Annotated in this window: 17 protein-coding genes; 5 read left to right on the top strand and 12 right to left on the bottom strand. The window is 69.1% G+C overall.

All coding sequences use genetic code 11. The features are described 5' to 3' along the window. Positions 1–9: 9 nt before the first annotated feature. On the bottom strand, positions 10–1,548 hold the full coding sequence (locus HUA75_RS07000) for a M28 family peptidase (RefSeq protein WP_254627375.1): 1,539 nt from the start codon (positions 1,546–1,548) through the stop codon (positions 10–12). A 206-nt stretch (positions 1,549–1,754) separates the two neighbouring features. Here HUA75_RS07000 and HUA75_RS06995 point away from each other — a divergent pair, with 206 nt between their 5' ends. The 4 genes from HUA75_RS06995 (at position 1,755) to HUA75_RS06980 (ending at position 7,641) form a co-directional block, all read left to right on the top strand. Continuing rightward, positions 1,755–2,750: a hypothetical protein gene (locus HUA75_RS06995; RefSeq protein ID WP_174463774.1), complete on the top strand. Its 996-nt coding sequence runs from the start codon at positions 1,755–1,757 to the stop codon at positions 2,748–2,750. 105 nt (positions 2,751–2,855) lie between these two features. Continuing rightward, positions 2,856–6,170, top strand: coding sequence for a PAS domain-containing protein (locus HUA75_RS06990; RefSeq protein ID WP_174485864.1), 3,315 nt, complete (start codon positions 2,856–2,858; stop codon positions 6,168–6,170). 75 nt (positions 6,171–6,245) lie between these two features. After that, the gene (locus HUA75_RS06985) at positions 6,246–6,917 is read left to right on the top strand and encodes a TIGR02269 family lipoprotein (protein WP_174485863.1); all 672 of its coding nucleotides are present in this window, start codon (positions 6,246–6,248) and stop codon (positions 6,915–6,917) included. A gap of 13 nt (positions 6,918–6,930) precedes the next feature. Next, the gene (locus HUA75_RS06980; RefSeq protein WP_174485862.1) at positions 6,931–7,641 is read left to right on the top strand and encodes a double-CXXCG motif protein; all 711 of its coding nucleotides are present in this window, start codon (positions 6,931–6,933) and stop codon (positions 7,639–7,641) included. Positions 7,642–7,701: 60 nt separating this feature from the next. Here the strand turns inward: HUA75_RS06980 and HUA75_RS06975 are convergent, their stop codons facing one another. From HUA75_RS06975 to HUA75_RS06925, 11 genes are all read right to left on the bottom strand, one after another. Then, on the bottom strand, positions 7,702–9,966 hold the full coding sequence (locus HUA75_RS06975) for a molybdopterin cofactor-binding domain-containing protein (protein WP_174485861.1): 2,265 nt from the start codon (positions 9,964–9,966) through the stop codon (positions 7,702–7,704). A 10-nt stretch (positions 9,967–9,976) separates the two neighbouring features. Continuing rightward, positions 9,977–10,441 (bottom strand): (2Fe-2S)-binding protein, encoded by a 465-nt coding sequence (locus tag HUA75_RS06970; RefSeq protein ID WP_141642356.1) that lies wholly within the window; start codon positions 10,439–10,441, stop codon positions 9,977–9,979. Next, positions 10,438–11,091, bottom strand: a complete 654-nt coding sequence (locus HUA75_RS06965) for an Isoquinoline 1-oxidoreductase subunit (RefSeq protein ID WP_141642357.1) — start codon at positions 11,089–11,091, stop codon at positions 10,438–10,440. The genes HUA75_RS06970 and HUA75_RS06965 overlap by 4 nt, the downstream gene beginning before the upstream one ends. A 98-nt stretch (positions 11,092–11,189) precedes the next feature. Further along, positions 11,190–11,384 carry a hypothetical protein gene (locus HUA75_RS06960; protein ID WP_174458827.1) on the bottom strand — a complete coding sequence of 65 codons (195 nt, stop codon included), beginning with the start codon at positions 11,382–11,384 and terminating at the stop codon, positions 11,190–11,192. Between the two features lie 11 nt (positions 11,385–11,395). After that, complete coding sequence (locus tag HUA75_RS06955; protein WP_174485931.1) at positions 11,396–11,866, bottom strand: hypothetical protein; 471 nt, start codon at positions 11,864–11,866, stop codon at positions 11,396–11,398. Between the two features lie 170 nt (positions 11,867–12,036). Further along, positions 12,037–12,588 carry a response regulator transcription factor gene (locus HUA75_RS06950; protein ID WP_141642359.1) on the bottom strand — a complete coding sequence of 184 codons (552 nt, stop codon included), beginning with the start codon at positions 12,586–12,588 and terminating at the stop codon, positions 12,037–12,039. Beyond that, positions 12,575–13,957: an ATP-binding protein gene (locus tag HUA75_RS06945; protein WP_174465666.1), complete on the bottom strand. Its 1,383-nt coding sequence runs from the start codon at positions 13,955–13,957 to the stop codon at positions 12,575–12,577. The genes HUA75_RS06950 and HUA75_RS06945 overlap by 14 nt, the downstream gene beginning before the upstream one ends. Before the next feature lie 160 nt (positions 13,958–14,117). Then, complete coding sequence (locus HUA75_RS06940; RefSeq protein WP_141642361.1) at positions 14,118–14,636, bottom strand: hypothetical protein; 519 nt, start codon at positions 14,634–14,636, stop codon at positions 14,118–14,120. 47 nt (positions 14,637–14,683) lie between these two features. Then, entirely contained in the window at positions 14,684–15,682 is a 999-nt protein-coding gene (locus HUA75_RS06935; RefSeq protein WP_174458829.1) for a HEAT repeat domain-containing protein, read from the bottom strand. Between the two features lie 7 nt (positions 15,683–15,689). Further along, entirely contained in the window at positions 15,690–16,907 is a 1,218-nt protein-coding gene (locus tag HUA75_RS06930; protein ID WP_174485860.1) for a hypothetical protein, read from the bottom strand. A gap of 135 nt (positions 16,908–17,042) precedes the next feature. Beyond that, complete coding sequence (locus HUA75_RS06925) at positions 17,043–18,371, bottom strand: glycoside hydrolase family 2 TIM barrel-domain containing protein (RefSeq protein WP_174485859.1); 1,329 nt, start codon at positions 18,369–18,371, stop codon at positions 17,043–17,045. 108 nt (positions 18,372–18,479) lie between these two features. Between HUA75_RS06925 and HUA75_RS06920 the strand changes: the two genes are divergently transcribed. Beyond that, positions 18,480–22,919: a hypothetical protein gene (locus tag HUA75_RS06920; RefSeq protein ID WP_174485858.1), complete on the top strand. Its 4,440-nt coding sequence runs from the start codon at positions 18,480–18,482 to the stop codon at positions 22,917–22,919. The last annotated feature ends 77 nt before the right edge of the window (positions 22,920–22,996 follow it).

The raw sequence follows: 22,996 nt of genomic DNA, 5'->3' as shown, positions 1-22,996 counted from the left end.
AGGCCCCGCTCAGCGCGGCGTGGGTGACACCTGACGCTCGGCGGGACGGCCTCGGCTCCCCGCCTCCCACTCATCCCAGAGGTTGAAGGACTTCATCTGCTCGGTCAGGTCGGTGGCCTTCATGAGCGCCTCCACCTCCGCGCGTCCCTGCCGGGGGAGCCGCTCCTCCATGGTGGCGAAGCCCCACGCCAGCGCGCCCACCACCGCGGCATTGGCGCGCAGCGTGCGTGCGTCGCACTGCTCGAACTCGTCCGAGCGCGCATGGTAGTTCGGCCCATACGTGGCGGACTCCTGGTTGGCGATGAGGTTGGCCACGCCGCTCAGCATGAAGTCCAGGTTGTCGGTGCCCACCACCGGCACATCCACCTGAGTGAAGGGACCCAGGCCCGCCACCGGGAGGAGCGCCTTGTCCACCAGCGGCACCAGCGGAGGGCGGCCATTGGTGAAGAAGCCGTTGATGCGGCCACAGCCGATGTCCACCGACAGCGCCATGGCATGTCCATCCAGCTCCGCCGCGTGCGAGCGCACGTACCCGGCCGAGCCGTGCATGCCCTGCTCCTCGCCGTTCCACAGGGCGAAGCGGATGGTGCGCGCGGGCTTCAGTCCCAGCCGCCGCAGCTGCCGCGCCAGGTCGATGAGCATCGCCACGTTGGCGCCGTTGTCGAGCGCGCCTCCGCCCAGGTCCCAGCTGTCCAGGTGCGCGCCCAGCACGACGACCTCCTCCGGCCGCGTGGCGCCTCGAATCTCACCGATGACGTTGTGCGCATCGTAGGGCCCGCCCGTCTTCAGCTCCAGCGCGGCCTTCATCGTGAGCGCGATGCCAGCCCGCAGCAGCCGCTGCGCGCGCCGGGCTCCGTCGCGCTCCATCACCATCATCGGTCGGGTGTTCTTCGCGCCCGTCGACACGTTGTGCCGGTAGAGCTGATTGCCCGGACGGCTGCCCATGTAGACGACGCCCGCCGCGCCAGCGCCCACCGCGCGCGCCTCGATTCCCACCGCCTCCTCGTACTCGCGGAAGAGGCCCTCCACGTCCCGCAGCTCCTCCGTCTCCACCAGCACGAACGCACCCTTCACCTTCGTACCCACGCGCGTGAAGTCCGCCTCCGCGCCGCGTCCGACGTCCAGCAGCGGCGCGGCGAGGCCTCCCTTCGGCGTCGCCGTGGAGAAGGGCATCGCGGCCACCCGGGGCGCGAAGCGCACGCCCTGCCCTTGCACCGTCGCGCTCGCCGACTGCTCCAGCCACAGCGCCGGCATGCGGAAGGGCTCACTCGTCGCGGGGACGCCCGCCGCGCGGAAGCGCTCCAGCGCCCACGCCACCGAGCGACGGTTGGACTCCGAGCCCGTGGCCCGCCCCCCTACCTCGTCCACCAGCGAGCGCAGGTCCTCCACCATCGGCGTCGGGCCCAAGAGGGCCCCCGTCAGCAACATCACCTCGCGCTCCCGCCCCCCGGGCGCGGCGGCCTCCTGGGCCTCCCCTCGCGCGGATGAAACGAGGACCAGCGACAACAGCGCGGCGCTCCAGCGCCAGGACATGCGGGATGGGAACATGGCGCCAGCATTCCCAGCCTCATGGGTTTCATTCAAGGCGCGAGGTGCCAAGGTCTTCTCGGCACATCGGACTACAAGCGCAGATGAAGTTTCAATTCGGTTGCTTGAGTTTCAGGTTGAGGAATGGCAGACGGGCCCGAACACCCAGGGCGGTCGCCGGAGAGCGAAACCCGCGCCTCCGTCCTCACTGACACGGGGCCGAGACGATGCGTGGAAACCTGAAGCAAGCCTGGCTGTGGATGTTGCCGGTGGCCTTCCTGGGCGCCTGTGGTGGCGCGCCCGAGGCCGCGCTGGAAGACGGGACGCTGGAGGAAGGAACGCAGGCGCTCATCTCCGCGCCGACGCTTCCCGCCAGCGGAAACATCGCGGACAGCACCACCCTCAAGGGTCCCCTGTCCATCGGCGGCGCGGTGGCGGGCTACCCGAGCACCTTGCCGGGGTACTTCGGCTACACGCTCCAGGCGAACGCGGGCGCGCAGCTCGCGTTGGAGGTGACACACCTGGGCAGCTCCATGTACCTGGACACCGGCCTGTTCCTCTATGGCCCCAAGGACGCGAGCGGCAGCCATGGCGCCACGCTGCACGCGCAGGATGACGACTCCGGCTACGGCACGTTGAGCAAGGTGGGGCTGGTGACGGTGCCGAAGACGGGCGAGTACCTGGTGGTGGTGGGCTTCGTGAACGGAGTGGACAAGCAGTTCCGCCTCCAGGCGGCGTGTGTGGGCGGCACGTGCCTGCCCAACCCGCAGCCGGCGCCCGCGGGAGCCGTGCTCACGTACGTGGAGAATCCGCTCACCGAGCGCCTCCAGTACACGCTCGACACCGCCAATCAGGTGCGCGAGGACGCGACGTCGTACCTGCGTCGGCTCGACTACCAGTGGCCGTACTCGGGCGAGGCCACGCTCACGCAGGCCGCCGCGGCCGTGCTCGCCCAGGGCCGCTACATCGGCTATCGGAGCGACCCGGCGCCGCTCGTGCTGAGCCTGCCGGAGTTGAACGACGCCATGTACTCGCAGTTCCGGCCGTTGCTGCCCGTCATGCTGGAGACGTACGGCAACGGCGTGGAGACGGTGCAGGTGAAGCGCTACTACCGCACGTTCTCCACGGGCCCCAACGGGGACAACTGGCGCAGCCTCTACGTCATCCTCTTCCCCCAGTCGTACAAGGTCCTCGTGTACGAGCAGACGGCCCACGAAATCTGAGGGCCCGGGCTGGCGGCCCGTCGAGCGCCAGCCCTCCGCCTCCCGCGCGTCTCCAGGCGGCGGCCAGCTCGCTTCCTGGTGAGCTTGTAGCTCCCCCGAGCCGCCGTGGATGCACAGCTTCCGGTGGAGGTGTCGTGCTCCCGGGACAGCGAGCAGGCACCGTCACCCTGCCAGCTCGTCCAGGGTGAAACGGCCGGGGGCACCGTGCGGGGACCAGGCGCCAGCGAGACGGAGAAGGAGAGCATCGAGGGCGTCTCCCCGGAGCAGTCGCGCTTCTTCCTCGAGACGATGGTCGCCGGCGCCCCCGTGGGCCTGGCCTTCGTGGACCTGGAGCTGCGCTTCATCCACATCAACGACGCGCTGGCGGAGATGAACGGCCTGCCACGCGAGGCCCATCTGGGCCGCAAGGTTCGCGACGTCGTCCCCGACCTGTGGCCCACCATCGAGCCACACTACCGGCAGGTCATCGAGCACGGGCTGCCGGTGCGAAATCTGGAGATTGTCGGGAGCACGGCCAAGGAGGCCGGAGTCCCCCGCAACTTCGTCATCAACTACTTCCCGGTGCGGGACGCGGGCGGCGCGCTGCAAGGCGTGGGCATCACCGTGGTGGAGACGACCGAGCAGAAGCGGGCGAATCAGGCCATCCGGATGAACGAGCAGCGCTATCGCTCGCTCGTGGAGGCCACCGCGCAGACGGTCTGGACCACCGATGGCCGGGGCGCGCTGAACGAGCCCGCGCCCCGTTGGATGGCCTTCACCGGCCAGGCCCTGGGCGCGCACCTGGGACTCGGCTGGCTCGACGCCATCCACCCCGGGGACCGTGGCCGCTTCATGAAGGAGTGGGTCCGCGCGCTGGAGACCCGGGAGCCCTACCGGGGTGAGCTGCGGCTTCAGTTCCACGACGGCACCTGGCGCGACGTCATCGTCCGGGGCGTGCCGGTGTTCGACGAGGACGGCCTGGTGCGCGAGTGGATGTCCACCGCGGAGGACGTCAGCGAGCGAAAGCAGGCGGAGCAGGAGCTGCGCCAGACAACCCTGGCGCTCGCGGCGAGCGACGAGCGCTACCGGACCTTCGTCGCCCAGAGCACGGAGGGCATCTGGCGCCTGGAGATGGAGCCGCCGCTCGACACGCGCATGACGGAGGACGCGCTCGTCGAGGCCATGGCCAGCACGGGGCGCATCGCGGAGACCAACGAGGTCATGGCGCGCATGAGCGGCTTCGAATCGGCTCGCGCCATGGTGGGCTGCACCCTGCGTCAGCTCGTCACCCGCGTCGGGGACACCCAGGGTGCCTCCATCCGCGGCTTCGTCCGCGGCGGCTTCCGCGTGCAGGACCTGGAGACGCGGCTGCCGGACCGGGACGGCGTCATGCGGGTGCGCCTGGCCAATCTCTTCGGCGTCGTCGTGGACGGATGGCTCGTGCGGGTGTGGGGGACGCAGCGGGACATGACGGAGCAGGCCCTGGCGAAGGAGGCGCTGGAGCAGAGCCGGGAGCAGGCGAGGCAACGGGAGCACCAACTGCGCACCATCACCGACGCGCTCCCCGCCCTGGTGGCCTACCTGGACCAGGGCGAGCGCTACCTCTTCTGCAACCGCGCCTTCGAGACCTGGTTCGGCCTGCGCCCCAGTGACGTGGTGGGACGGACGATTCGAGAGGTGGGAGGAGAGACGCTCTATCCCCTCTTCAAGGACTGGGTGCGCAAGGCCCTGGCGGGCGAGCATGTCACGTACGAGACGGCGCTCGCGCTGCGCGACGGCCGGACACTCCACGTCCAGTCGACCTATGTGCCGAGCGCGGACGCCCAGGGTCGCATCCAGGGATGTGTCGTCCTGGTCAACGACATCACCGACCGCAAGCGCACGGAGGCCGAGGTGGAGAACCAGCGCGCGCGGCTCTACGACATCCTGATGAGCGCGCCGGCCTCCATCGCCATCATCTCCGGACACGAGCAGGTCTTCACCCTCGTCAATCCCATCTTCAAGGGGATGTCGAATGACGCGGAGCTGGTGGGGCAGTCGCTGCGTGAGCTCGCGGAGAGGAGCGAGAAGGGCCGGGAGTATTCCCAGACGCTGGAGAAGGTCTACGAGACAGGCCTGCAGTTGCGGCTCACGGAGACGCCGCTGCTGCTGAACTTCCGCGGCACGGGCCTGGAGCAGCGCTACTTCAACATCACCTACCAGCCCCTGCGGGACACGAGCGGGCAGGTGGACTCGGTGATGTCCTTCGCGCTGGACGTGACGGAGCAGGTCCGTGCCCGGCATCAGGCCGAGGAGCTGGCCGCGCACCTGGACAGTCAGCAGAAGTGGATGGAGTCGGTGCTGGACCTCAGCCCCATCGCCCTGCTGTTGATGGAGCCCCACACCGGCAAGGTGCTCTTCGCCAATCAGGCGGCCCGCAACCTCACCGGAGGCCAGTTCCCGTTGGGTGTCCCCGTGCAGCGCTACGACACCGTCTACCGCGTCCTCGACCCCAAGGGCGGGGTCATCCCCAATGAACAGACTCCGGGTGCGCGGGCCGCGCGGGGGGAGACCCTGCGACGGACACCGCTGACGTGGCAGCTGGGCCCGGGGATTCCGCGGGAGTTCCTGGTGGATTCAGAGCAGTTGCCCTCCATGTACGGGCATCCGGCGACGATTGTCCTGGCGCTCCAGGACGTGACGCAGCTGAAGGATATCGAGGTGCGACTCCAAGAAGCGGTGCGGCTGCGCGACGAGTTCCTCACCGTGGCCTCCCACGAGCTCAAGACGCCGCTCACGCCGCTTCAAATCAAGCTCCAGGGGCTCGCGCGCGAGGCCGCGACGTCCACGTCCGAGGAGCACCTACGAGAGAGCGTGCTGCGGGCCTCGGAGAGCACCTCGCTCCAGGTGCGCAAGCTCGCCGCGCTCATCAACGACTTGCTGGACGTCACCCAGCTCACGGGCGCGCCGCTGCCCCTGGAGCTGGGCCGCGTGGACCTGTCGGCCGTCGCTCGAGAAGTGGCGGAGCAGCTTCGGGCGCAGGCGGCACAGGCGGACTGCGCGCTCGACGTCCAGGCGCCCGTGCCGGTGATGGGCCGGTGGGACGCGCGCAGGCTGGAGCAGGTGGTGCGGGGGCTCGTGTCCAATGCCATCAAGTATGGGTCCGGCAGGCCCGTGCGAATCCGGGTGGAGGAGCGCGAGGGACGCGGGCGACTCACCGTGGGGGACGAAGGCATCGGCATCGCTCCCGAGGACCTGAGCCGCATCTTCGAGAAATTCGGACGCGCCGTGTCGGCGCGAAACTATGGCGGGCTGGGACTGGGGCTCTTCATCAGTCGTCGCATCGTCGAGGCCCACCAGGGCACCATCCGCGCGGAGAGCCAGCGCGGGCATGGCGCCACGTTCGTCGTCGAATTGCCGCTCACGGGGCCGGAGCCGTCCTCGCCGCCGTCCATTCATTGATGGGTGGCGCTCCGGCGCCGAGAGGGTATCCGCACGCCCTATCGCGAGAGGCCATGGTGATAGGCTTTGCGGCCTATGCGAACGCTTCATTTCATCTGGCTTTCATTGTTAGCCATGTCCTGGCTGGGCTGCGCCACCGGGACCACGCACACCGTGCAAGAGGCATGGGCTGCGGCGGAGATAGAGTGCGACGCATCCCAGGAAGACCAGTGCGTCGCCCTTCTCTGCCTGGCAGCCGAGTGCGGCTTCTATCGATGCGAGGACATACCCGGGGACGTTGAGTTGGCGCGCTTCCCGCCCGGGCGCCCGCCCGTGGCTGCTGCGGCACCGGGCAGTGGCCCTCGGCGGAATTGGGGCGGAGCACAGAAGCTCCCTCCTGGCTCCCTCATGACGTTCCCCAACTGGAACGGCGCTCCGTCGAAGGTCATCCCGCCCTCACGTCAGCTCACGCCTGGACGTTGGGAGAAGCACCACATCTTCCCGCAGTCGCAGGACCTGGCAGAGTGGTTCGAGGCACGGGGCGTCAAAATCCATGACTACACCATGCCCATCCCGCTTCACGTTCACAGACGAATTCACAATGGCAACGGACGTGGGGGCGTCTGGAATGATGCATGGCGCGAGTTCAAGGCGAAGAACCAGAACGCCCCACCCGCGGAGATCTACAAGTTCGCGGGGGAGCTGATTCACCGCTTCGACCTCGTTGGCGGCCCGATTCAGCCCTACTATGCCCGCCCTGGAGCGTGAGGTCGTCCGACAGATGAGCCGGTTCTACTGGTTGCACGAGGACAAGAAGGTAACAGCCAGTTTCGACGCCACCCATGCATGGCGTTTGCCCGGCGTGCGGTGCCACACCTGCGGCGCCACATGGGCGAGTGCGGGGAATCAGTATCCCGCTGTGGACCTGTCTCAGCTGCCGGAGCACAGCGAATTCGAGAAGGCCCGACCCGAGCCATTCCCTGAATTCGCGCGCCTGCGAGAGCTCGTGCGCCCCCTGATGCCGGCCAATGCGGCGCTACCACCTGGCACTCAGTTCGGTCCCTTGGTGGGCCCTGCCTCCGGGAGATTCGGCCCCTTCACGTCCCTCGGTGATGTGCTCTGGGTGATTCGCCGGGACTCGCTGGAACGACTCCAGGCGGAGGGTGTGCGAGGACTGTTGGGCTGCCGAACGGAGCTGCGATTCCGTCAGAAGGATCCGCCGGAACTGCTGGAGCTCCAGATTGAACCGCATGGCCGACTGCACCGGGACTGCCTTCCGCCGGACCTGCCCCCACCGTGCGAAACCTGCGGCTGGGTGTATTTCCGACTGCCGGATGAACCCATCCTGGATTCGGCATCCCTGCCTCCCGAATTGGACCTATTCAGGGTGGGCGACTACTCCACGGTGATTGTGGGTACCGAGCGGTTCATGGAAGCCGTACACCGCCTGGGCCTGGAAGGAATGACCTTCCACGAACTGCCTGTGCGCTAATCCTGTGGGGGGCGACTGAAGCCATCCAGCTCACACAGCACGGCCAGCGCCACCCCAATTCTACACAGGCACCGTCCGGATGATGGGCAGCTCACGGACACGAGTCCCCGTGAGCGCGAAGATGGCATTGACGATGGCGGGAGCCACGGGCGGCACGCCGGGCTCCCCCACTCCACCGGGCGCCGCTTCGCTGCGCACGATGTCGACGTGGATGGCCCGAGGCGCATCGACGATGCGCACCAGCCGGTAGTCCCGGAAGTTCGACTGCTCCGTCGCTCCGTCCTTCATGGTGATGGAGCCGTACATCGCCAGACTCATCCCGAAGATGACCGAGCCCTCCATCTGCGAGCGGACCCGGTCCGGATTGACGACGAGCCCCGCGTCCACCACCACCCAGGCCTCGTCCACCCGCGCCTTGCCCACCGCGTCCTTCTTCACCGACACCACCACGCCCACATAGCTCAGGAAGCTGCGGTGCGCGGCGAGCCCCAGCGTGCGCCCGTTCTTCGCGCGCTCGCTCCAGCCCGACAGCTCCGTGACGCGCTCGATGACCCCTCGCAGACGCCCCGCGTCGACTGGATGGTTCTCCACCGGCGCGCCGTAGTTCGGCAGCGCCGTGACGCCCAGCTCCGCCACCGACACGTGACGCGCGGGACCAATCACTTCCAGCAGGTTGTCACGCGGATCCACGCCCCGCGCATGCGCCAGCTCGTCCATGAACGAGCCCACCGCGAACCCGTGGAAGATGTTGTTCACGGACCGCAGCCAGCCAATGCGCACCTTCGCCAGCGCCTCGCCCATCTCCGCCCGGACATTGGGAATGTCGAGCGCCAGGTCCAACACACCCTGGTTCAAGTCCCTGGCCACCGGCCCCGTCACGTCCTCGGAGAACGTCGAGCGGATGGCCGGAAAGGCCGTGCGATGCAGCCACGCCGTCGGCTTGCCCTTCGCATCCAATCCGGCGCTCAACCGCTGCGCACTGGCCGAATGGTAGTAGTCGTGACGGATGTCGTCCTCGCGCGTCCACTGCACGCGCACCGGCACCCCGGCCGCCTTCGCGAGGAACACCGCCTCCGCGACGAAGTCCGCCTTCGACTTGCGCCCGAAGCCACCACCGAGGAGCGTGACGTTCACCGTCACCTTGTCCTCCGGCAGCCCCGCCATCTTCGCCGCCTCGGAGCGCGCCGCCTGCGGGTGCTGCGTGGGCGCCCACACCTCGCACACGCCCCCTTCCACACGCGCCAGCGCCACCGGCGGCTCCATGGGCGCATGGGACAGGTGAGGCGCGTAGTACTCGGCCTCCACCACACGCGCCGCACTGGCCAGCGCCTTGTCCACGTCGCCCACGGACCGGGCCGGCTTGCCCGGCGCTCGGACCGACTCCAACAGCGCCTCGCGGTACTTCTCCGAGTCGTAGGACACGTTGGGACCGTTCTCCCACGTGATGTCCAGCGCCTCGCGACCGCGCATCGCCGCCCAGGTGTTCTCCGCCAGCACCGCCACGCCGCCCCAGCCCTGGAACAGATAGGGACGCTGAGGCGTGGGCAGCTCCAGCACCTGCTTCACCCCTGGAATCGCGAGCGCCCGCGTCGCGTCGAAGCGGGTCACCTTTCCGCCCACCACGGGCGGACGGGCCACCACCGCGATGAGCATCCCCGGCAACTTCACGTCCGCGCCAAACACGGCCTTGCCCGTGACGTACGCGGGCCCGTCGAGCAGCGGCAGCTCCGTGCCCACCCGGCGCAGCTCCGAGAGCGGCCGGAGCTGGACGGCCTCCGGCTTGGGGACGGGCAGCTTCACCGCGTCCGCCACCAGCTCACCAAAGCCCAGCGAGCGTTCCGACCCCCGAAGGTACACGGCGTGGTCACGCGCCTCGCACTGCTCCGGCTTCACCTTCCAACGCTTCGCCGCCGCGGCCACCAGCATGGTGCGCGCCGTGGCGCCCGTGCGGCGCAGCGCCTGGAAGACGCCACGGATGCTGCTGGAGCCGTCGGTGTTCTGGTCCCCGTAGACGGCGTCTCCCACCGCCTGGACGACCTTCACCCGGGCCATGTCCGCGCCCAGCTCGTCCGCGATGACCACCGGCATCGAGCTGCGGATGCCCTGCCCCATCTCCGAGCGGTGACAGACGATGGTGACGAGACCATCCGCCGCGACGTGCACGAAGACGTTGGGCCGCAACTCCGGCGCCGACTTCGCGCCCACGCCCGGAGCGGCCGCCTCGGCCGACACCGTGGGCACCAGGCCCAGGGCCAGCCCGCCGACGGAGAGGTTGAGTCCTTCGAGAAAGGAACGCCGGGTGAACTCCACGGGCTGCTGGCTCATCGCATCCTCGCTACTTCGAGTCAGGCACGCCCGCGGCCTTCTTCACGGCCGCGCGGATGCGCGTGTACGTCCCACAGCGGCAGAGGTTGCCCGCGAGCGACTGGTCGATGTCCGCGTCCGTGGGCTGTGGCTTCTTCGCCAGCAGCGCCGCCGCGCACATGAGCTGCCCGGACTGGCAGAACCCACACTGCGGCACGCCCAGCTCCACCCACGCGCGCTGGAGCGGATGGCCCCCATCGGGAGACAACCCCTCGATGGTGGTGACCTCGCGCCCGTCCGCGCGACGGATGGGCGTCACGCACGCGCGCACCACCTGTCCATCCAGGTGCACGCTGCACGCGCCACACAACGCCTGACCGCAGCCGTACTTCGTCCCGGTGAGGCCGAGCACGTCGCGCAGGGCCCACAGCAACGGCATCTCCGGGTCGACGTCCAGCTCCTGCTCGACTCCGTTGACTCGCACCCGGATGCTCATGGCCGTACCTCCTCGCTGGGGCACTGCGCGCCCGTGGCCACCCAGGCCGCGACCAGCTCCCCGAACCTCGCCTGGGTCCCCGGCGCGGGCTGCCTGCCCGAGCCCGGAGCCCATCCCCACGCCACCAGCTTGTCATGAGCGTTGTGCTCGACCAGTTGCTCCAACGTCTTGCCTCCGTTCCGCGCGGGGTCCTTGAGCTGCTCACACAGCTGGCGGGGGCTCTTGCCCACCCAGGACATGGAGCGCGGAGCCAGGTGCCAGTTCGGCGCCCCCGGCACCCTCGCGAGCTCCAGGTTCCGCTCCTGGTGACACCCCGTGCACTCCATGCCCACGACCCCCTTGTCCTCGGGGCCTCGCGTCACCGGAGGGTTGTGGAGCATCTCACCGGAGTCTTGATAGGGGCTGTCGCCGTCGGGGTGACAGTTCGAGCAGCGCGGATGGAGGTAGACACGACTGGTCTCCAGGAACAGCGCGCGTGAGCGCTGCGCCGGGTCCTCGATGCGCTGGAACATGTCCAGCGAACGCAGCTCGCGCGCGTCCACCGGAGGTAACGACTCCCATCGCGCCGCCTCGGAGTCGGGCTGACGCCGACATCCTCCGGCACTCGCGAGGAAGACCACCGAGGCCATGACCGGAAGAGCACGCATCATCGCGACAAGGTTCCGGCATGTCGCCCGTCACCACAAGCCGAATGTTCCGGCGCGCGCTCCACTCAACGAAGGTGGGAGTCACGCCCCTGTTTCGCGCCTCACCGCGAGGCCGGGTCTCGCGGACGCCGCGAGTTCGCCCGCGTGCGGCGGGAGCGACGCACGGGCGGCGCGGGCGGAGCGATGCGAGGGCTCTGCCGAGGCACCTCGGACAGATAGGACACGGGAGTCCTCCCCACGCGAGGCTTGCTCGGCGCGAGAGGAGCCATCATCAGCAGCCAGAGGAAGTCATACATGGACGCGGACCTCAGAAGCCTCGGAACAGGGGACGGCCGTGGGACAGTCCAGCCCAGGGAATCGCGAATGCGACCAGGAGCATCGCGAGCAGGAGGCCCAGGGCCCACAGGCGGTGACGCGACACGGGGGCTTCCGCGCGCTGACTCAGCGCGGACGCCACGTGCACGGTGGCGAGCGCCAGCAGCATCAACGTCGGATGCTCGACACTGAAGAACCGGAGCGAGGGAACGGACAGGCTCGCGCGCAGCCCGCCCTCCAGCGCGGGGGGCGTGAAGGGACTCAGGCCGAAGTAGAGAATCATCCCCAGCAACATCTGGGTATCGAAGGCGGCGACCGCGAGCACCTGGAGCCGCCGGTCCGCGGGAGTCCAGGCCCCGCCGCCGAACCAGCCCCGCAGGGCCTTGCCCAGCGCGAGCAGGACGAGCAGCACCACCGCCCAGCGCAGCCACGAATGGATGAAGAGCACCACCGGGTACGCCATCGCACTCACCGCTCCGCCTCCGACGAGGACCGGCGCTCGTGGCCTCGTCGCCGAATGAAGAAGCGCGGGAGCGAGACGGCGCGCGGCAGGGACATCGAGCCTCCGACGCCTGTCACCCTACCGGACCGCGCGCGCCGCCTCGTGCGTCTTGGTGACGCACCCCGCGTCAATCACTGCCGCACGGGGTGCTTGGACAGCTTTCGCTGAAGGCTCCTGCGTTGGATGCGCAGCAGCCGAGCCGCCTGGGAGATGTTGCCACCGCAATCCGCGAGCACGCGCTGGATGTGCTCCCACTCCGCGCGCGCCAGGGACGGCACCTGATGTTCCAACGCCACGGCCTCGCCCGCCGGCAGCGTGGCCCCCGCGAAGGCGAGCAGGATGTCGTCCACGTCCACGGGCTTGGAGAGGTAGTGCGTGGCGCCCCGCCGCACGGCCTCCACCGCGGTGGCGATGCTCCCGTAGCCGGTGAGGACCACCATCGTCGTGCGCGCATCCAGCGCCTTCAGCTCACGGACCAGGTCCAACCCGGAGCCGTCCGGCAGACGCAGGTCGATGACGGCGTAGCCGGGGCGCAGCACGGGCGCACACTCGAGCGCCTCCTTCGCGCTGCCCGCGCCATGCGCCGCGAAGCCCTTTCGACCGAAGGCCTTCACCAATCGCTCGCGATAGGGCTCGTCGTCGTCGATGACGAGCACCACGGGGGACACCTCAGGCCGCGGCATGGACAGGCTCCCTCCGGCACGGCAGGTCGAGCGTGGCGCGCGTTCCCTTGCCCTCTTCCGACGACAGCTCCAACCGTCCGCCGCACAGCTCCGCGAAGGTCTGCCCCAGGAACAAACCCAACCCCATGCCCTGCCCCGCGGGCTTGGTGGTGAAGAACGGCTCGCCCAGGCGCGCCAGCACGTCACGCGGAATGCCCGTGCCCTGGTCCTCCACCACGAAGGTCGTCCGCCCCGCGTCGCCGCGCACGCTCACCGTGACAGGTGACTGGGAGGCGTCGCTCGCGTGCAGGCCATTGCGCACGAGGTTGGCCAGCACCTGGACCAGTCCGCGCATGGGAAAACACAGCGACAGGTCCGGGCCCTCCGCGAAGCGCAGGCGCGCAAGCTCCCCCGCCGATAGCTGCTCGCGAAGGCGCTCCAGCACCACGCTGGTCGTCGTCGGCTCCGGCACCTCGCCATAGGTCTGCCCCGCCCGCGCGCTCATCCGCTCCAGGATGTCGCGACACCGCTCCACCTGGTCCCGGATGAGGCGCGCGTCCTCGAGCGCCTCGTGCGGCTCCTCCAGGATGAGGGCCTCCAGCTCGTTGGCCGCGATGGCGATGGTCCCCAGCGGCGTCCCCAGCTCGTGCGCCGCGCCCGCGGCCAACGTGCTCAGGGATGCCAGCTTCTCCGCGCGCACCGTGAGCAGTTGGGCGCGGACCAGGGCCTCCTGCCTGTCTCGCAGCGCGGCGGACACCCGCGCCACCATCAGCGCGATGAGCATCACCGTCAGCGTGAAGGCGACCCACATCCCCAACACATGTCGCGAGTTCGCCGGCATCGAACCGGAGACGTGCGCCAGCTCCCGCAGCGGGACATGGAAGTTGACCAGGAGCGCGGGCCCCAGGATGGACAGGAGCGACAGGCCGAAGGTCCAGCGAGGCCCCAGCACCAGCGCCGCAAGGGCCACGTGCACCAGGTACAGCATGGCGAACGGGTTGTCGGGGCCACCGGACAGCGCGAGCAGCGCCGTCAGCAGCATGATGTCGAACGCGAGCACTCCTCCCAGGTGATGGGACTTCACCACCGGCGCGCGGCGAAGCCACAGCGCGAGGAGCAGGTTGGATACGCCTGTCGTCGCCACCACCGCGAGCAACGGCACCACGGGGAGGTCCAGCCCCAGCACTCGCACGGCCACGAACACCGTCAGCGCGGTGCCCCCGACGGCGTGCCAGCGCAGGCGCACCAACCAGCCCAGGGCAATCGCGCTGGACGACAGGAGGTCCACCACGTCCTGGGCGGAGCGATGAAAGGCGGAGCGCGGCGACGGATGTCTCGACCACAAGGGGCCGCGCGGGGCCGCCTGCGAGTCGGTGGGCGGGCGGAACACGCCTCTTCTTACCCCGGGAGTCCCCTCCTCGCGAGCGCGTCAAGTTGACGCAGGGCCGCGCGTACACCGGACCAGGGAGGCGGGACACGGGGCCCCTGCTTCCCTGGCCGGTGCGGGTCCAACGACGCTCAGTGGAGCGTCGTCAGACAACCACGGGCTGTCAGATGTAGCCCATCAGCTCACCACGGTCCAAGGCCTCGCCCTTCGAGGTGTAGGACGAGTACCAGGACGTGTTCTTCGTGCCGTACTGGTCCTTCTGGAAGTGCGAGTGCGCACCGGTGGCGTTGCCGGTGCCGCCCAGGTTGCCGACCTGGCAGCGGTTGCAGGTGCGGTCATAGGAGTCGCTGGTCTTGATCCAATGCCACTGGCGGAAGGACCAACCACTGCCGAGGTTGAGCAGCGCCTCGTTCTGGTTGCCGCTGCCATTGCCATTGCAGACGACGCCGGAGGTGCGGACCGTCACGTTCCAATAGACGGTGGCGGAGACGCCCGTCTCGGCGCCCCAGTAGTTGCAGCGCGAGTTCGCGACGTCCACGGCACCGTGGTACGTGCCGCTGGAGTAGTACGTGGTGGCCGTCACCGTGCTGGGGTACGGCGCGACGGCGGTGTAGGCGAGTGCGGCGGTGGGGAGGGCTACCAGGGCCGTCAGCGCCGCGAGGCGCGACTTGGGGCTACGCATCGTTGTTCCTTTCGGGCCGCCCATGCGGCCCCCAGAAGGACTGCTGCTCATCGAGCCTGCTGCAACCGCTGCTTCTCCCTCAGGATCAGGCTCCACTCCTGAAGACCCGTACTCAATGCTCGAATCCACGCGTCGACCTCCGGCACGAGGCGCGGGTCGACGTTGCGCAAGCCCCGCAGCTCCGGCACCGCGCTGGCGAAGCCCAGCCGGGCGAGGCTCTGGAGGATGGACGTGCGCACGCCCACGTCCGACTCATCGCGGTACAGCGCCACCAGCGTCTGGCGCGCGCGGGACATCTCCGGCGCGGGCACGCCTCCCAGCGCCTTCGCCGCCGCCGCGCGCACCTCCGCGTCATCGCCGCGCAAGAGCGTGTGGAGCTGCTCGGCCGACTCCTTGCTGATGGCCGCCGTGGAGATGTTGCCCAGGATTCGCGCCGTCACCTTCGAATCGCTCGAAGCCGCAGCCGCCGCCACCGCCGTGTCCGATGCCGGCCCGTGGAACCCCGCGTAGACGAACTGGTTGTCCTCGATGAGATTCGTCGCGGCCTCCATCCGCACCTCCGGCGAGGCATCGCGCACCAGCCGCGAGTACAAATCCCCGGTGTGCTCTTCCGCGCTCGTGCGGCGCAGGGCCCGCGTGGCGGCGGCGCGCACGGCGGGGTCCGCGTCTTGCGAGGCCCGCTTCCCCACGAGCTGGAGGGTGGCCACGCTCTCGCCCCGGTCCGTCTTCGCGGCCAGCGCCGCCGCCAGGTGTTCCACCATGAGGGGCTCCGTCTCGCGCTCGAAGGCCGCGCGAAGCTGCTCCTCTGGCAGCGTGACGGCGGACTCCTTCAGCAGCTCGCGCAGATAGCGTCGGTATGCCGGAGACTTCGACTGGAGCCCGCGCCGGATGGAGTCCATCAAGCCCTCGACGGAGCATGTCTCCGGCTGGAGCGCGGGTGGAGGGAGCGGAGTCCCCGTCGCCTGGGCGAGGGACGGGGAGGGAGCCAGGAGGGACAACGACGTCAGCAGGCAGAGCGCCCGGGCCAGCAGGAAGGTGCGCGTCATGGAGAGCTCAGTCGCGGTGGAGGCAGCCGTAGGGGTCCTGGTCCGCGAGCGCGAGCCACACGCGCTCGAAGTCGACGACGCCACTGGCGTAGATGCGCTCGAAGTCCTGGTACGTCGCCTGGAAGCGCGGGTCGACGAGCGCCATGTTCGCCATGACGGGCAGCGCGTCCTTTCCGGCGGCGCGCGCGGAGAAGCGGAACAGCGCCCAGCGCACGCACACGTCCTTCTCCGGCTCGAAGGCGCTCGCGAAGGTCTCCAACACCTTCGCCCGGTCCTCGGACAGCGACAGGTTGTGCGCGGCCGCGCCGCGTCCGTCGGGACTGCCCTCGGTGGTGAGGACCTTCGCGTAGCCGTCGGTGGCGCTCGCGTCCAGCACCGGCGCGGTCTCCATGGGCGTCGACAGCGCCATGTACCGGACGTGCTCGTCGAGCGACTGCGTGCCGATGTTCAACAGCTTGTCCAGGTATGGCGCCGCGTTCGCGGTCCGCTCATGGTCGTTCTTCATCACCCGGGCGATGGTCCGCGCCGCCGCCCAGCCCGCCTCGCCCGACGCCGGGTCCTTGGCGAAGTCCGTCAGTCGCGTGAGCACCTCGGGTGACAGCTGCTTCTGCGTGTCCAGCGAGGACAGCACCCCGGCGCGCCGCTCCGGCTCCAGCGTCGCGTCCAGCCCCAGCTCGACAATCTTCCGGGAGACCTCCGGCAGATGGACGGCCTCCGAGTCCTTCAGCGCCATCGCGAAGACCTTGAACTCCTTCGGCCCGGCCTCACGCGTCCACCCCAGCACCTCATTCGCCCGACCCGCGTCGTTGCCGATGAGCTCCGTCAGGCGCTCCTTCAAGTACATGCGGACCAGCGGGTCCCTGGAGGAGAGCAGCGGCGCGGCCCACTCGCGGAACGTGTCGAGACTCACGCCCTCGTTGAAGCGCTCCAGGTCCTTCCAGCAGGTGGTGGCGTCGTACCGGGGCGCTCCCGCGACGGCCTCCTCCCCTGCTCCAGCGCCTGGAGCAGCGCCCGGCTTGACCGGCCCACGGCGTGAAGGGGCGACACCGGAGGCGGAGCCTGGCTCCGCCGACTCGACCGGGACGACGCCGTCGCCGCCACGTCGGGCCACGAGCCCCACGGCCAACAACAGGAGCCCACCGCCCAGCAAGGCGATGGCTCGGCGACGAGTGAAACGCGAAGGCCCGTCCGGGGGTGTGGGACGCGAAGACGATTCGGGACTCATGCCCCGCCGACCCTACTACCGGACTCCTCGCCTTCCTTTTAATTTCTTAAAAATCGGAAAAATCCGTCCCAATCCAACAAACGGGCAGTCCTGTCGCCAACGCCCGGAGTGTGTGTTTGAGACAGGTGAGCCGGCTCACGGGGCCGAGGGTGGCACCAGGGAGCTGGTCGCCATCAGCAGGTTGCCGGAGGCGTCCCTGGCGAGCGCGTACAGCTTGATGGGGCCCTTCACCGAGGGGACCTTCACGCGCCACGAGCCCGGTGTGGCGCCGGGCGTGGAGCGCAGGCGGATGACTTCGCCGCGCTCGAACCGGGTGGCCGCGCCCCGGAAGTTGTAGGCGAAGGAGATCTCCAGCGGCTTGTCGTCGGCCGGCTTCGCCTCGAGGCGCACGTCCGCCCAGGTCCCCGTGGGCTCCTTCTTCACGCCCTCCACGGTGAGGCCCTTGATTTCGGGCAGGGGCGTCGCCGGCTTCTGACCGGAGTACGCCTCGCGCACCGCGTGCCATGCGGGCCGAGTCGACTTGCCCGACAACATGCCGAGCCAGAGGCTGGTGTGGTCGAACGTCGAGCTGAAGTTGAAGACGAACAGGCCCAGGCAGTTGCCCGCCTTCACGTGAGGCGCCAGCGCGTTGTTCCACGCATCGACGATGACGGCGTACTTCTCCTGGTCGTCCGGCTCGCGGGCAATGCCGTGGACGTCCTTGGGAGCCTCCCACTCGCCCTGCGCGCCGAACTCGGTGATGAGCCAGGGTTTGGTACCGCCCTCCTTCTTCAGCGCGTCCGGAAGCGCATGGATGCCCCGGCCGTAGACGTTGAGCCCATACGCGTCGAGCGACGGGACGAACTTCTCCCACCACTTCACCGCGAGCACCCACGCGTCCACGGAGATGACCGGGTGGTTCGCGTCCGACTTCTTGATGTCCTGGACCACGCCCTCCAGGAAGCGCGCGTAGGCCTCCTTCGCCGCGTCGCTGGGGCTGTTGAGGATGACCTCGTTGCCCACGCCCCAGGCCAGCACCGCCGGGTGGTCCTTGAAGCGCCGCACGCTCTCCAGCGTGTCCGCGCGCTGCTTCTTCATGCCCGCCGTGTCGGTGAGGTAGTCGAAGGAGTCGTCATCCTCCGCGCCGGGCTGGCCGTGCCGCATCCACAGCCCGACGAGGACCTTGAGGCCGTGTTTGTGCGCGGCGTCCAGGAGCAGCGGCGTCTCCGCGCCCACGCCCCAGGTGCGCAGCGTGTTGACGCCCAGGGCCGCCAGCTTCGCGCAGTCCTGCTCATACGCGGCGGAGCTGCCACTGCCGCTGAAGGTGACGCCCTTGGCGACATAGGGGCGCCCATCCACCTGGAGCTGCCATTGCCCGTCCACTCGAAGCAGGGCGGTCCGGGCCTCGGCGGCCAGGGCCGGACACAGCACGAACGCACACAACAACAGCAGGACGCCGCGAGTGGGGCGGAAGCGAGGGGCCATGGGGCGTGGATGGTAACTCCTTTCAGCTCCCATTTCCGGCGTGCCACGAATTCTCGGAGAAGGAATCCCAGGGACCCCGTTCAGCTCGCCAGCAAAGGAGCAACCACGATGAACTTCTTGGGAAGCATCCGCCGGAGCCGGCGGCGAGTCTGGGGAATGGCCTGCGCGCTGGTGCTGGGCGCCTGTGGAGACAGCACGCCGCCAGGAGACGATGGGACATCCTCGGAGCTGGAGACGGGCACCACCGCGCAGCCGCTGGCCTTCTCCTCGCCCATGGAGTTCTCGGAGCTGCGCGGCCTTCCCGCGGCGCCCGCGACGATGGACACCACGGTGGGCGAGCTGCTCGCGGTGCTCCCCAGCCCCCGCTTCGACGACCTGCGCGGCGTGCTCTCCGGGCGCCACGTGCCCACCGACAAGGTGCGCGTGCTGACGTCCTATGCCCGCGACTATCCCGTGTTCCTCAAGGGCAATCAGGCCCTGCTGCCTCACGCGGACGGTGTCGTCGCCCTGCAGAACCCTGTCGTCAACTGGCAGACATTGCCCGGCAACGCCTGTTCATTCAGTCACGCGTGCGCCAACCTGTTCGAGGTCTCCGAGCAGGACCCGACCCAGCGCAAGTACGCGGCCGTCGTCGTGGTGGCCCCCGTCGTCGAGCTGGCGGGTCCGGTGGACACGGGCGGCGCGACGCTCGTCATCGCCTCTGGCGCCTACACGTCCCGAGGCTTCCCTCTGCGGACCCTTCCCGTGGTGCGCACCGCGCAGGCCGACCCGGACCCGACCGACGCGATTGTCCCCCCCGGACGCAACGGGCAGAACAGCGGCAGCTTCGTGCTCTACACCAACGTCCTCGACGGCGTGCGCGTCAACACCACGGGCGAGCGGGGCGAGGACGGCTGGCTGGGCGCGGATGGCCCGCCGATCGCCATCTCCCACACCATCACCGGCAACAACGGTCCCGACCCCAAGCTCAACTGCACCGGCACCATCGTCAAGCCGCCGCAGAACGGCAGCAACGGCGGCAACGGCGGACGCTCCGGCGACGTCGTCATCCGCTACACGTCCCTGCGCGGCCCCGGCCTGGTCAACGAGCCGAACAAGGCCTCCCCGGTGACGCCCGAGCAGTGCTTCATGGACGAGGCGCTGCACTGCCAGAGCCTGCGCTGTCGGTGGAACCCCGCCATCGCCCTGTGTGATTTGCTGACCGAGGCGGACAACGCCCAGTGCGCCGACGGCATCGACAATGACCACAACGGCTTCGCGGACTGCCAGGACTACGCCTGCTCCAAGAACCCCCACGTCACGGTGTGCGCTGACGCGTCCTGGGGTCCCATCCAGAAGGAGTCCTCCGCCGAGGCCTGCAGCGACGCCAAGGACAACGACGGAGATGGCGCCGTGGACTGCGCGGACACCAAGTGCCGCCTGCGCGGCTTCTGTCAGCAGTCGCGTCCGTCCAACAGCGAGTTCTCCGAAGACGCCTGCGGCGACACGCTGGACAACGACGGCGACGGGTACGTCGACTGCGCGGACTACTCGTGTCTGAACCACTCGACGACGTGTGGAGCGCAGGGCGAGGGCGGCGACGAGGAGTGCCGCGACCTGCTCGACAATGACGGCGACGGGCTGGGTGACTGCTCGGATCCGGGCTGCCTCGGCAATCCCTACTGCGGCCTGGGCCCCGCGCTGGTCCTCACCAGCGGCCTGGAAGAAGCGAGCGACGCGGCGTGCTCGGACGGCCTCGACAACGATTTGGACGGCCACAAGGACTGCGCTGACTACGAGTGCCGCTTCAACCCGCGCGTGCTCTCCGCCTGCGGCACCGAGCGCACCCCGCAGGCCTGCTCGGACGGACTGGACAACGACGGCGACGGCAAGACGGACTGCCAGGACTCGAACTGCGCGAGCAATCCGTACGCGAAGGTGTGCGAGCCGGACGACTACCCCTTCCTCCAGGAGGCCACCGCGGCCACGTGCGCCGACGGCGTGGACAACGACGGGGACAACTGGACGGACTGCTATGACTTCCAGTGCAGCAACAGCCCCCTGACGGGAAGCGTCTGCGGCGCGCAGGAGAACACCTATGCGCAGTGCACGGACGGGCTGGACAACGACAACGACGGGTTCAAGGATTGCGCCGACGAAACCTGCCGCAACAGCCCCTTCATCGGCGACCTGGCGTGCAAGAACAAGGTGCAGACCTTCCACGACGTGTCCCTGTCGGAGTCCTACAACGGGCGCTACGTGGACACGCGCGCGGAGCTCGTCACCGTGGCGCCCGGCGGCGGCAAGAAGGGCCTGGGAGGCAACCGCCCCTTCAAGACGGTGTCGGTGACGGTGCTCGAGTCCCCTCCGGGAACCTGTGAGCACTGGGAGACCTACCTGTGCATTCCCCGGGAAGAGCAGCGCACCTGCTTCCTGGGCACCAAGTCCACCGCGGGCGTCGCGGGCACCGCGGGCATCGCCGGGACGCAGCGCATCCTCCGCTCGGCGCGCCGGGACGTGGACATGCTCCGCGTGCTGCTCGCTCCCCAGGCGTGGCGGGTGAACCAGGCGAACGGCAACACCCTCTTCAAGCGCGGCGAGCTGGAGCGGGCCGCCTTCGTCTACACGCAGAACATCATGGAGATGGGGGGCATCCTCGCGCAGGCGGGCCTCGTGTGTGACGAGCCGCTCGACGCGCAGGCGCCCTTCTCATCCGCGTACCTGTACGGCGCGCTGTGCCCGCTGATGGCCCACGACGTCACCCGCCTGAGCTACCTCCAGGGCCAGCGCAACTTCTACGGTCTGGCCAGGGAGACCCCCTTCAACTCGCACCTGCGCTACGAGCAACTCCGCGCGGAGTTCGACTCGCTCTACGACGTGCTGGACAGCTCCGTGAACCAGTGGCTCGCGCTCTCCAATGGCATGCAGTTGTCCGCCTGGATGACGCAGAACCAGGTCGCGATGAACGCCGAAGTCATCGCGCTGGAGGCCCAGGAGGCCGCGGACAGCCAGCGCATCACCGCGGCGAACGCGGCGCTGACCGCCCTGCAGACGTCCATGAACAACCGCAAGGCCGCCATCACCCAGCTCACCGAGAGCATCCAGGCGACGGACACCCGCATCACCAACCACTACAACGCCAACAACAAGGACTTCGCGGACTTCGTCCTGGATGTCATCGGCAAGGTGGCCGCCTCGTACGGGGGACAATTCGCCGCCGACCTGGTTGGGAATGGCGCGGAGAGCATGTGGAGTGAGATGAAGAAGAGCTTCAAGTCGGAGGCCAGCGCCACGCCCGTGCCCGGCGCGGGGTCGACGAGCAGCGCGAGCACGTCCTTCCACTCCCAGGTGTGGGAGGCCCTGAAGACCAGCGGCGCCGAGGCGGCCAAGAGCAAGCCCTTCAAGGACACGCTGAAGACGGGCGGCACGCAGCTCTGGGACATCATCAACGGCAACCAGAAGAACCCGGCGCGCAGCGTCATCTCGGACGAGGTGAAGAAGGAAATCCTGGCCCAGTCCCAGGTGGAGATAACCCTGGACCTGCTGGACCTGCAGGCCCAGCTCATCAAGGCCCAGGCGGACTACAAGCTGGCGCTGATGGAGCGCGACACGACGCTCCTGCGCCAGCGCAACGCGGTGGCGGCGCGCGACGCGCTCAACGACATCCTCCACTTCGGCAGCGGCACGGAGCTGCGGAAGTTCGACCAGTTGCTCATCGGCCAGCAGGTGTACGCGCGGGCACTGCGGACGTTGGACCAGCTCACGATGCGCTACTGGGAGCTCATCCGCGTGGCGGAGTACCAGTACCTGCCCTTCGACCCGAGCACCGGCGGCAGCGCCATTCCCGTCTCCTTCCGCGACAACATCGACTTCCACCTGGGCAACTACCCGGACATGAAGACGCGGCTGGTGGAGGGCCTGGACAGCCTGGCCTCGCACACCGTGCAGAGTCCGGCGCAGTACTACCGGCGCCTGCCCGCCGGCGCCTTCCACGCGCTGTCGGGCAACGAGTTGGAGCGGCTCAAGCCCCTGGGCGAGCTGGTCAACGGGACCACGACGTACCGGGGCGCGCGCTTCCAGGTGACGGCGACGGACCTGGCGGCCTCGCCGGACCTGGCGCTGCGCAAGGGCCACCGCGTGCGCAACGTGCGCGTCAACGTGGTGACCACCAGCGGCGCGACGGCCAACGTGTCGGCCGTGCTGGTGCGCGACACGATGGATGGCTTCAAGCTCGGCAACCACTTCGCCGAGTTCGAGCTGCTGAGCAAGGACGACTACACCTCCGGAGGCAACCGGCAGGTGCTTCACTACGTGCCCTTCTCCGCCTGCGCTTCCGGCCCGCCGGCGTGCGACCTCGCCAACGCGACGTGCACCACGCCCTTCCAGTCGGCCTCGTTCACGGACTCGTGCAGCATCGCCCTGGGCGGCTCCACCCCGGCCACCAACTCCTTCTATGACCGGAGCCTCCTGGGTGAGTGGACCCTGCTCATCGACACGACGAGCTTCACCAACCTGGGTGAGGTGCGCGCGGCGGAGGTCGTCTTCCTGACGCTGGGCAGCGTCATCTGATGCCGGGATGACTCCGGGTGCGGGCTCGCGACCAGGCGGGCCCGTGCCCGGAGTTTGGGGTGGCTCCCACGCTCCGG

Source organism: Myxococcus sp. CA040A (assembly GCF_013336725.1).
Classification (GTDB): domain Bacteria; phylum Myxococcota; class Myxococcia; order Myxococcales; family Myxococcaceae; genus Myxococcus; species Myxococcus llanfairpwllgwyngyllgogerychwyrndrobwllllantysiliogogogochensis.
The sequence above is the reverse complement of the archived record's forward strand: the minus strand, read 5'-3'. Positions and strand labels throughout refer to the sequence as shown.